The 9,380-nt window shown below is 43.5% G+C and carries 8 protein-coding genes; all 8 read left to right on the forward strand.

The window, feature by feature from the left end:
- Window positions 1–884, forward strand: an 884-nt coding sequence (locus ACWVCM_RS04020; RefSeq protein WP_455200426.1) for a TRAP transporter TatT component family protein, incomplete at its 5' end; no start/stop codon positions are given.
- A gap of 52 nt (window positions 885–936) precedes the next feature.
- The gene (locus ACWVCM_RS04025) at window positions 937–1,950 is read left to right on the forward strand and encodes a TRAP transporter substrate-binding protein (protein ID WP_455200427.1); all 1,014 of its coding nucleotides are present in this window, start codon (window positions 937–939) and stop codon (window positions 1,948–1,950) included.
- Between the two features lie 28 nt (window positions 1,951–1,978).
- Window positions 1,979–2,488 carry a TRAP transporter small permease gene (locus ACWVCM_RS04030; protein ID WP_455200428.1) on the forward strand — a complete coding sequence of 170 codons (510 nt, stop codon included), beginning with the start codon at window positions 1,979–1,981 and terminating at the stop codon, window positions 2,486–2,488.
- The gene (locus ACWVCM_RS04035; protein ID WP_455200429.1) at window positions 2,485–3,786 is read left to right on the forward strand and encodes a TRAP transporter large permease; all 1,302 of its coding nucleotides are present in this window, start codon (window positions 2,485–2,487) and stop codon (window positions 3,784–3,786) included. Before ACWVCM_RS04030 ends, ACWVCM_RS04035 begins: the two co-directional genes overlap by 4 nt.
- 409 nt (window positions 3,787–4,195) lie before the next feature.
- Window positions 4,196–5,653, forward strand: coding sequence for a sigma-54 dependent transcriptional regulator (locus tag ACWVCM_RS04040; RefSeq protein WP_455200430.1), 1,458 nt, complete (start codon window positions 4,196–4,198; stop codon window positions 5,651–5,653).
- Window positions 5,654–5,789: 136 nt separating this feature from the next.
- Window positions 5,790–6,944 (forward strand): ATP-binding protein, encoded by a 1,155-nt coding sequence (locus ACWVCM_RS04045; protein WP_455200431.1) that lies wholly within the window; start codon window positions 5,790–5,792, stop codon window positions 6,942–6,944.
- A gap of 22 nt (window positions 6,945–6,966) precedes the next feature.
- The gene (locus tag ACWVCM_RS04050; protein ID WP_455200432.1) at window positions 6,967–8,352 is read left to right on the forward strand and encodes a sigma-54-dependent transcriptional regulator; all 1,386 of its coding nucleotides are present in this window, start codon (window positions 6,967–6,969) and stop codon (window positions 8,350–8,352) included.
- A gap of 37 nt (window positions 8,353–8,389) precedes the next feature.
- Window positions 8,390–9,380 (forward strand): flagellar basal-body MS-ring/collar protein FliF (gene fliF / locus ACWVCM_RS04055; protein WP_455200433.1); only part of this gene is annotated, 991 nt, incomplete at its 3' end.

Below are 9,380 nucleotides of genomic sequence, written 5' to 3' on the forward strand. Positions count from 1 at the left end.
ATGATCTAAAAAGCGGCACACGGTGTAGGGATTTTTTGAAAGCTATTACCATATTCATCATTGTCATGCTGATGCTGGCAGGTTGTAGCCCAGTAAAATATACAATCTCTGAAGATATCGCTCGCAGTTTATCATCTGGCATAGCCAACCAATCGGACATCGAATTAGTAAAAACGGGAATTCCATCTTACGTATTGTTGCTAGACGGAATGATCGCTGATAGCCCTGATAGCCCGGAAATGTATTTGGCTGGGGCGAAGCTTAATAGCACTTATGCCAATTTTGTGAGCCAGGACAAACAACGGTCTACGCAATTAATTGATAAAGCGCATCGTTATAGTCAGCAAAGCCTGTGTCTATCTGATGAAGATTGGTGTGGTATTGGTAAGCAAACCTTTGACCAATACAAGCAGTTTATTAAAGATGTAGCTATTGATGATATCGAGTATCTGTATACCTATGGTGCAACCTGGGCCAGTTATATTGACGCGCATAGCGAAGATATGAATGCCATAGCGGATTTGCCCAAAGTAAAAGCTACCATGCAAAAAATTATTCAGCTAGATGAGAAATATGATGACGGTGGTGCCCATTTATACCTTGGCGTTCTGGAAACAATTGTGCCGCCGGCACTTGGCGGTAAACCTGGTATTGCAAAATCACATTTTGAACGCGTTTTAGAAATTACCCGGGGCCGGTATCTAATGGCTAAAGTATTATATGCAGAACGGTATGCTCGACCACTGTTTGACAGGGAGCTTCATGATCAATTGCTAAATGAAGTTCTGGCTGAAAACCCGGATGAAACGGGTTTAACGCTATCCAACATAATAGCCCAGGAAAAAGCCAGAAAATTACTGCAATCCGCAGACGAGTTTTTTTAAAAAAAATATTTTGAACGTTAAACAAAGCCAATATACGAATGGAGTATGTTGTATGAGAGTTGAAGTTCACCGATCACTATTCGTTGTTATTTTCTTGTTGGGATTTTTATTGCCATCGTCATCAGCTTTGGCTGTGGTTTTGAAAATCGCAACAGTATCACCAGAGGGTGCTACCTGGATGGTGAAAATGCGCGAAGCAGCAAAAGAAATAAAAAAGCGCACTGATGGTCGTGTGAAATTCAAGTTTTATTCCGGTGGCGTGATGGGTAGTGACGAAAGCGTATTAAGAAAAATAAAAATAGGTCAATTGCATGGTGGCGCTGTCACCGGTGGGAGTCTATTGAATATTTATCCCGATTTATCAGTTTATTCCCTGCCGTTTGTATTTCAATCCCTTAAAGAAGTGGATGTGGTCAGGGAAAAGCTGGATCCTGTTCTTATAAGTGGTTTGGAAGACAAAGGATTTGTAACTTTCGGGTTAGCAGAAGGTGGTTTTGCCTATTTTATGTCGAATAAAAAATTGCTGACTAAGGAAGAAGTAAGAAGTCAAAAAGTCTGGATTATTACTGGCGACAGGATCAGTCAGGCGGTTCTGGAATCTGCGGAGGTATCACCAATCCCACTTCCAATATCTGATGTGATGACCGGGTTGCAAACAGGCCTAATTGATACCGTGGCAACGAGTCCAATTGCAGCAATATCATTGCAATGGCATACTCGCGTTAAGTATTTAACTGATACGCCGGTCAGCTATTTTTTTGGTATGTTAACAGTGAGCAAAAAAGTGTTCGAAAAAATAGCCGAAAACGACCAGGGGGTTGTGCGTGAAGTAATGGCTAAAACATTCGCACAAATTAATGCGCAGAATCGTATCGACAACGAAAGTGCCCGCGAAGCATTAATAAACCAGGGAATAAAGTTCGTGGAAATGTCGAATGAAATACTTGAAGATTGGAAAAATACGGCACAAAGCGCGATCCAGACCTTAATTCAGGAAAAACTCGTTAATCCGGAAGTCTATGTAAAAATGCAGGACATTTTAAGCGCGTATCGGGAATCACAATAATTTGCACCTATATCATGAATTAGATTGAATGAATGATAATAAGGGAAAATTAACGAAAACTATTCAGTTAGTACACAAAATGGAAGATTGGTTGTTGTTTCTCGCAACATCTGCCATTGTCATTTTCGCTACTCTACAAATTCTTCTTCGCAATATTTTTGATACGGGCTTTGCCTGGATAACTCCGATGCTAGGTGTATTAGTATTCTGGGTTGGAATGTTGGGTGCTTTGGTTGCTACCCGGGAACAAGGGCACATCAAAATCAACGTATTGTCTGTTTACCTGACCGAAAAATATAAACCCGTTGTTCATATTGTTGTCAATCTTTTTTCGAGCATAGTTTCTCTAACAATTGCTTATTACGCGGTAGGATTTGTTCAGCTCGATCTCGAATCAACTTCTAAAGCTTTTGGAAATGTTCCGGTATGGATTACTGAAGTCATAATGCCGGTAACATTTGCACTAATGGGAATACGATTTTTATTTTTTGCCATTTCACATTTCATTACGCTTTTTAAGCTGAAGGTAAAGTCATGATAATTGCCAGTATAATATTAGTAGTACTGGCATTAATGGGTGTGCCACTTTTCATTGTAATCTCTGCAAGTGCGATACTTGGATTCATATCTGCGGAGGTTGATCTAGTTGTTGTTGCCATCGAGTTTTACCGCATTGTTGATATGCCAACTCTGCTTTCTATACCATTATTCACGCTTGCTGGGTATGTATTGAGCGAAAGTAATGCCTCGCAACGTCTGGTAAGATTTATCGATGCCTTGTTTGGCTGGTTGCCTGGCGGGCTGGCTATAGTTGCATTGGCTGCGTGTGCGTTTTTCACAGCGCTGACCGGGGCATCAGGTGTAACCATCGTTGCTTTAGGTGCATTGATGTATCCAGCTTTGAAGCAGGGTGGATATAGTGAACGATTTAGTCTGGGCTTGATTACATCCTCTGGTAGCCTGGGGTTATTGTTCCCTCCGTCAATTGCCCTGATTCTGTACGGCGTTATTGCTCAACAGCTGCAGGTGTCTGAGCCAGTATTGATAGACGATTTGTTTATTGCCGGTATGCTTCCTGGTTTATTGATGCTGTTATTGCTATCGCTTTGGAGTATGTGGGTCTACCAAAAAGACGTAAAACCCGTTCACTATAAAAACAATGAAGCGGGTGTATTTGACATTAAAGAACTGGCTATCGCAACTCGTGGAGCGATGTGGGAAATCCCATTACCTTTTGTAATTTTATGGGGAATATTTTCCGGCTATTTTGCAATTTCAGAAGCGGCAGCAGTCGCAGTAGTTTATGTGCTGGTAGTAGAGTTATTAGTCTATAAAGATATTTCCTTAAAGCAGTTGCCGGGAATAATGCGCGAATCCATGATATTAGTGGGCGCAATTTTAGTTATATTAAGCGCATCACTGGCATCAACCAATTATTTGATCGATGCAGAAGTGCCGACGCATATATTTGATGCGATACGAGCGCATGTCGACGATAAGATAACTTTTTTGCTGGCACTTAATGTATTTTTGCTGGTATTAGGGATGATACTGGATATTTTTTCCGCATTAGTCATTATGGTTCCGATCTTATTGCCAATTGCTGTTGGCTACGGAATACATCCGGTACACCTGGGCATTATATTCCTGGCTAATATGCAAATCGGATATTTTACACCGCCCGTTGGTATGAACCTCTTTATTGCCAGTCATCGGTTCAAGAAACCGATTACGGAACTGTATGTATCAACACTTCCTTATATGGCAATTCTACTGCTTGCTGTCATTATCATAACTTACTGGCCTGCCTTATCTCTGGTGTTGATCACGCCTTGAGATTTCCAGTAACGATGATGGATTTCGCCGTTGACCTTCCCTAAACACTTTAAGAAGTTCAGCCATAGTTATTTTTATCCGAGAATATTCTGCGTCGTGTCGTTTTTTGCCTTTTTCCATAGATGCAATCGTTAAACGAAGTACGCAATATAAGAAAAGAAGGCTGCGGTCGTCGAAGGCACGCGACAAATTCCTAACACTGTAAGTTATACATAAGTACTTCAAATACTGTAAGTTATTCCGTTTCATTAAACAGTACATATATGAATGCAGGGAAATTTTTAAAATTCTTTGCGACAGAATTTTGACAGAATGCAAATCAGGTGTTTTACTCATATGTAGGTTGTGATTACTAGTCAGATACTTGCAAATCATAAGTAATAGAAAGTGTGAGAAAGGGGAGTTAAGCATGCCCGAACCAACGGCTCTGCTGGTTGTTGAAAGTGATAATATTCAAACGCAAAGGCTTACCGCTGTTCTGGAGTTCATCGGATACGATAAATTACTCACAGCTAATTGTGAAAATATAAAGGATCGCCTGAAAGAACAGGCTGTAGGTGCCGTATTATTAGGGCAATGTGGTGAACCGCAGTTGTTATTAGATACTTTCGACCTGATCAAGCAGCATGATCCAGATATCCCCATCATATTGTTGTTAACCAAAGAAGTCGGTCAACAATCGGACCGCGAATTGGTAAAAAGGGCATTTGCTGTCGTTAATGTACCGCTAACCTACGTTGAATTAACAGATGCTTTGCACAGGGCGCAAATATTCCACGCCGGCAACAAGAAAAAGAGTGGCAGTTTTAATCTCGATTTGTTTCGTAGTATGGTCGGCAATAGCCGCGGCATACGCCAGGTTCGCCAGCTTATCGAACAAGTCGCAAATTCTGATGCCACGGTATTAATACTCGGAGAATCAGGTACCGGAAAAGAAGTAGTTGCCAGAAATTTGCATTACCATTCCGCCCGTCGAGCCAAACCTTTTGTGCCAATTAATTGTGGTGCAATTCCAGGTGATTTATTGGAAAGCGAATTATTCGGCCATGAGAAAGGTGCATTCACCGGCGCCATCAGTGCGCGACAGGGTCGATTTGAAATGGCGGAAGGCGGCACCCTGTTTCTGGATGAAATTGGCGACATGCCGATGACCATGCAGGTGAAATTGTTGCGCGTGTTACAGGAAAGGACGTTTGAGCGTATCGGGGGTACTAAAGTCATCACTGCCGATGTAAGGGTTGTTGCGGCCACGCATCGCAACCTGGAGGAAATGATCAAAGAAGGCAAGTTTCGTGAAGATCTTTACTATCGGTTGCAGGTTTTTCCCATCGAAATGCCGCCACTGCGCGAACGCATGGATGATATCCCGCTGTTAATCAATGAACTTATAGCGCGCCTGGAGCACGAAAAACGCGGTTCTGTTCGGTTTACACCGGCGGCTACGATGGCATTGTGTCAATATCGATGGCCAGGTAACGTGCGTGAACTGTCAAATTTGCTGGAACGGCTTGTCATCATGTTTCCCTACGGTGTGGTTGATGTGCAGGACCTGCCGGAAAAATTTCGACCTGTGGGGACTGCCCAGGTAGTCACACAGCAACAAAGTGAAAACGAAGCAGAATCCGGCAGTTTTGATCTGCACCTGGCGCCTGTGGAATCAACATTCAGTGCGCGTTTGCCTAGTGAAGGCATCGACCTGAAAGAACACATCAGTTCACTTGAATGTTCTCTTATAAAACAGGCACTGGATGAGGCCGGAGGAGTTGTGGCGCATGCTGCCAAGAGATTGAAAATGCGTCGCACAACACTGGTTGAAAAATTACGAAAATATGGATTACAGCGTTCAGAGACCATGTCAGAATTTTGACCAGGCTTCAGCTTTGGATTGTAACTCCCTGTAATTAAAACTATATTTCCTTCGGCATAGAATTTGCTCACTATGTCCTGATACGAGGCGACGACAAAATCTGTCGCGCAGAATCAAGACGGGAGCAATGTGTCGTATGGGTGTACCACTTTCGAACCAAATACAATCGTTAGAAGAAACCTTCAAAACTTTTGATCAGCTCACCGACTCTCTTGAAAGCAATTACAGCACTTTGGAGGACCGCATTGCTCAACTGCAAATGCAGTTGACCGAAGTACGCCAAAAGCATCGGCAGGAAATTGCGGCACGTGACAGCATTGCCAAGAAACTTAGTTCGGTATTACAGGCGTTACCCGCTGGTGTCGTGGTACTTAATCCAGAAGGACTGGTACAGGACTGCAATCCCGCTTCCGTCGAACTACTGGGAGGGCCATTACGTGGCGAAGTATGGCGCGATGTTGTTGAACGTGCGTTTTTACCACGTTCTGATGATGGCCATGAGATATCCCTGAAAGATGGTCGCCTGGTTAATATATCCACTTGTCCCCTGGGAAATGATCCTGGACAAATCTTGTTAATTGCCGATGTCACAGAAACACGGCGTCTTCAAAAATATGTCAGCCAACACCAGCGATTAATTTCCATGGGGGAAATGGTAGCAAGTCTGGCTCACCAGATACGCACACCTCTGTCTACAGCATTACTCAGTGCTTCGCAATTGAAAAATACCAGCCTCGATCCTGATCGTAAAAAGAAACAAACCGAAAAACTGATTAATAATTTGCGACATCTGGAAAGCCTTGTAACGGATATGCTGGTGTTTTCCAAAGAAGGACATTGCAGCAGCGATACCATAGCGCTCTCTGAATTAATTGAGAAGCTGGTAAACGACGCGCAAGTTTTAGCACAAGTAAATCATGTGCAACTTACCATGGAAGACCTTTCTCCCGATACCCTGGTTCAGGGAAACCAGTCAATTCTATTGAGCGCCTTACAGAATTTACTGGATAACGCTATTCATGCAGTAAATGGTGGTGGCAATGTTCATGTCTGCATTAAATCCAGCTTAATGGGAACCATTGATATAGTTGTAACTGACAACGGCGATGGTATTCCCCTGGAAATACAAAGCAAGATTTTTGATCCCTTTTTTACAACCAAGACTCAGGGAACGGGTTTGGGTTTGGCCGTTGTGCAAGCGGTCGCACGAGCACATCAAGGAGATATCTGGCTTGATGCTGAATACATAAATGGTTGTCGGTTTATTTTACGACTTCCGACATTGGCGTAATACAACAGTACAGGGGAAAACAATGAGTCAACCGATGATTCTAGTTGTTGAAGATGATATCGATTTGCGGGATGCGTTAAACGATACGTTACAAATGGCCGGATATAATGTCTGCGTAGCACAAGATGGCAGGATGGCGCTGGACATGATCGAAAGTAAAGAGCCTGCCATGGTTGTAACGGATATTCAGATGCCGCGCATGGACGGGCATGCGTTGTTAAAACACATTAAAAAAAGATGGCCGGATTTACCAGTAATGATTATGACGGCGTATGGTTCCATAGAAAAAGCCGTGCAAGCCATGCGTGATGGCGCGGTTGATTACATGACAAAGCCATTCGAAGCAGAAGTACTGGTTAACATGGTAGGCCAATACATAAATACCACTAGTACCGAGTCGAATGAGCTGATTGCAGTGGATCCTGCCAGCAAAAAAACCGCAGAGATTGCCCGTCGTGTAGCGGCAAGCGATGCCACGGTAATGATCACTGGGGAGAGCGGATGTGGTAAAGAAGTAATGGCGCGTTATATTCATGAGCATTCCAGTCGCGCAGATAAACCATTTATTGCCATAAATTGCGCAGCGATCCCCGACAATATGCTGGAAGCAACCTTGTTTGGATATGAAAAAGGTGCTTTCACCGGCGCCTACAAAGCCTGTCCTGGAAAATTCGAGTTGGCAGATGGGGGTACATTGTTACTGGACGAAATTTCGGAAATGGATTTGGCGCTTCAAGCAAAACTGTTGCGTGTGTTACAGGAACGTGAAGTAGAGCGTCTGGGTGGCAACAATTTGGTGCAGCTGGATGTACGAGTATTGGCTACTTCCAATCGTAATATGCGCGACCAGGTACAATCCGGGAAATTCAGGGAAGATTTATTCTACCGTCTGAATGTTTTTCCGCTCTATATTTCGCCGTTGCGTGAAAGGCCGGGCGACATTAAAAGCCTGGCCCAGGGGTTTGTTAGCAAGCACATGGTGGCAACAGGTTCTATGCAGCTCCAGGCGCCGGAGCTGGAGCAATCCGCTATTGATAGACTACTGTCACACTCGTGGCCAGGTAACGTGCGCGAACTGGATAATGTCATTCAAAGAGCCTTAATTTTACGACAAAGTGACAATATAGTGGGTGAGGACATTCAGTTTGAGCAGGAGTTTGATGATGCCAGCGTTCTTGTGCAGCGTGCGGAAAATGTGCCAGTTGAAGAAAGCAAAAATTTAGGCGATGACTTAAAGCACCACGAATACCAACGGATCCTGGATGCATTAAAAAGCGAAATGGGTAACCGGCAAGTTGTTGCTGAAAAACTGGGTATTAGCCAGCGTACATTGCGTTACAAACTGGCAAAGATGCGAGATCAGGGTATTCAGATACCGGGGCGAAGCGGGGCGGAGTTAAATCCATAATTCATAATGGTTTCAACTTGTATCAGGATAAAGCCAGATGCGTGAAGACTCGCAGCAAGAAATAGATGAGGGAATACGAAAGTATCCTTTCCCAACGCGCTACCTGGCTGGATTCATCATACTGATTGTCGGATTATGTTTTCTGGGAGTTGCTGCGGTATTGTGGTCTGCTGCACCTGCATATACTGAATTACTCCGTGGTATCGATCATGAAGAATCCGCTGCTATTGCTACGGAGTTGCAAAATAACAATATATCCTTTCGTTTCGAACCAGCTAGCGGGGCAATATCTGTTCCCTCTGATGAATTATATTATGCGCGTGTTAAATTAGCTGCAAAAGGGTTGTTATATACGAACGACGCTGACAGGAAACACCGCTATGTAGTTGTTGCCCCTGATTCAACAAGTGAGTCGGATATTCAGGGATTGCCCCATCAGTTACTTGAAACAGAGTTAGCCAAATCTATTGCCAGTATCGACCATGTTCGTTCGGCACGCGTCCATCTGGCGCTTGCAAATGTTGCTGGTGAAAATAATAACCAGCCATCGCGCGCATCAGTAGTGGTTCGTCTGTCTCCAGGTCACCGCTTAACGGAAGCAAAAATTACTTCAATTTCCCACTTGATTGCATCCAGTGTATCAAATTTGTCAATTGAAAATATTACGATCATTGATCAAAGCGGTAAATTGCTGAAATCTGCGGGTACACCAAATTTGCCAAATTTAACTGCGGAACAATTTAACTACGCTCGACGAGTGGAGCAATCTTATCTTGACAGAATTGAAAATATTTTGATTCCAATTCTGGGTACAAATGCTGTACGCAGTCAGGTTACAGCTGAGCTGGAATTTATTTATTCAGAGCCCAGCAATTTACAAAAGGGAGAAAGTCTCAGCAGGCATTTCAAATCTGGAAACATTCGTCGTTTATCGGCAACAGTTGTCGTTGACAATCGCCTGGTTGACAGTGGTGATGGTCAATTAAGCCGGGTTGCACGTAGTGCTGATGAAATGAAGCGTATTACAG

It is taken from the genome of Kaarinaea lacus, assembly GCF_975902315.1.

Coding starts and splice junctions, on each gene's coding strand:
- ACWVCM_RS04025 (WP_455200427.1), top strand. CDS start 937: ATGAGAGTTGAAGTTCACCGATCACTATTCGTTGTTATTTTCTTGTTG.
- ACWVCM_RS04030 (WP_455200428.1), top strand. CDS start 1,979: ATGAATGATAATAAGGGAAAATTAACGAAAACTATTCAGTTAGTACAC.
- ACWVCM_RS04035 (WP_455200429.1), top strand. CDS start 2,485: ATGATAATTGCCAGTATAATATTAGTAGTACTGGCATTAATGGGTGTG.
- ACWVCM_RS04040 (WP_455200430.1), top strand. CDS start 4,196: ATGCCCGAACCAACGGCTCTGCTGGTTGTTGAAAGTGATAATATTCAA.
- ACWVCM_RS04045 (WP_455200431.1), top strand. CDS start 5,790: ATGGGTGTACCACTTTCGAACCAAATACAATCGTTAGAAGAAACCTTC.
- ACWVCM_RS04050 (WP_455200432.1), top strand. CDS start 6,967: ATGAGTCAACCGATGATTCTAGTTGTTGAAGATGATATCGATTTGCGG.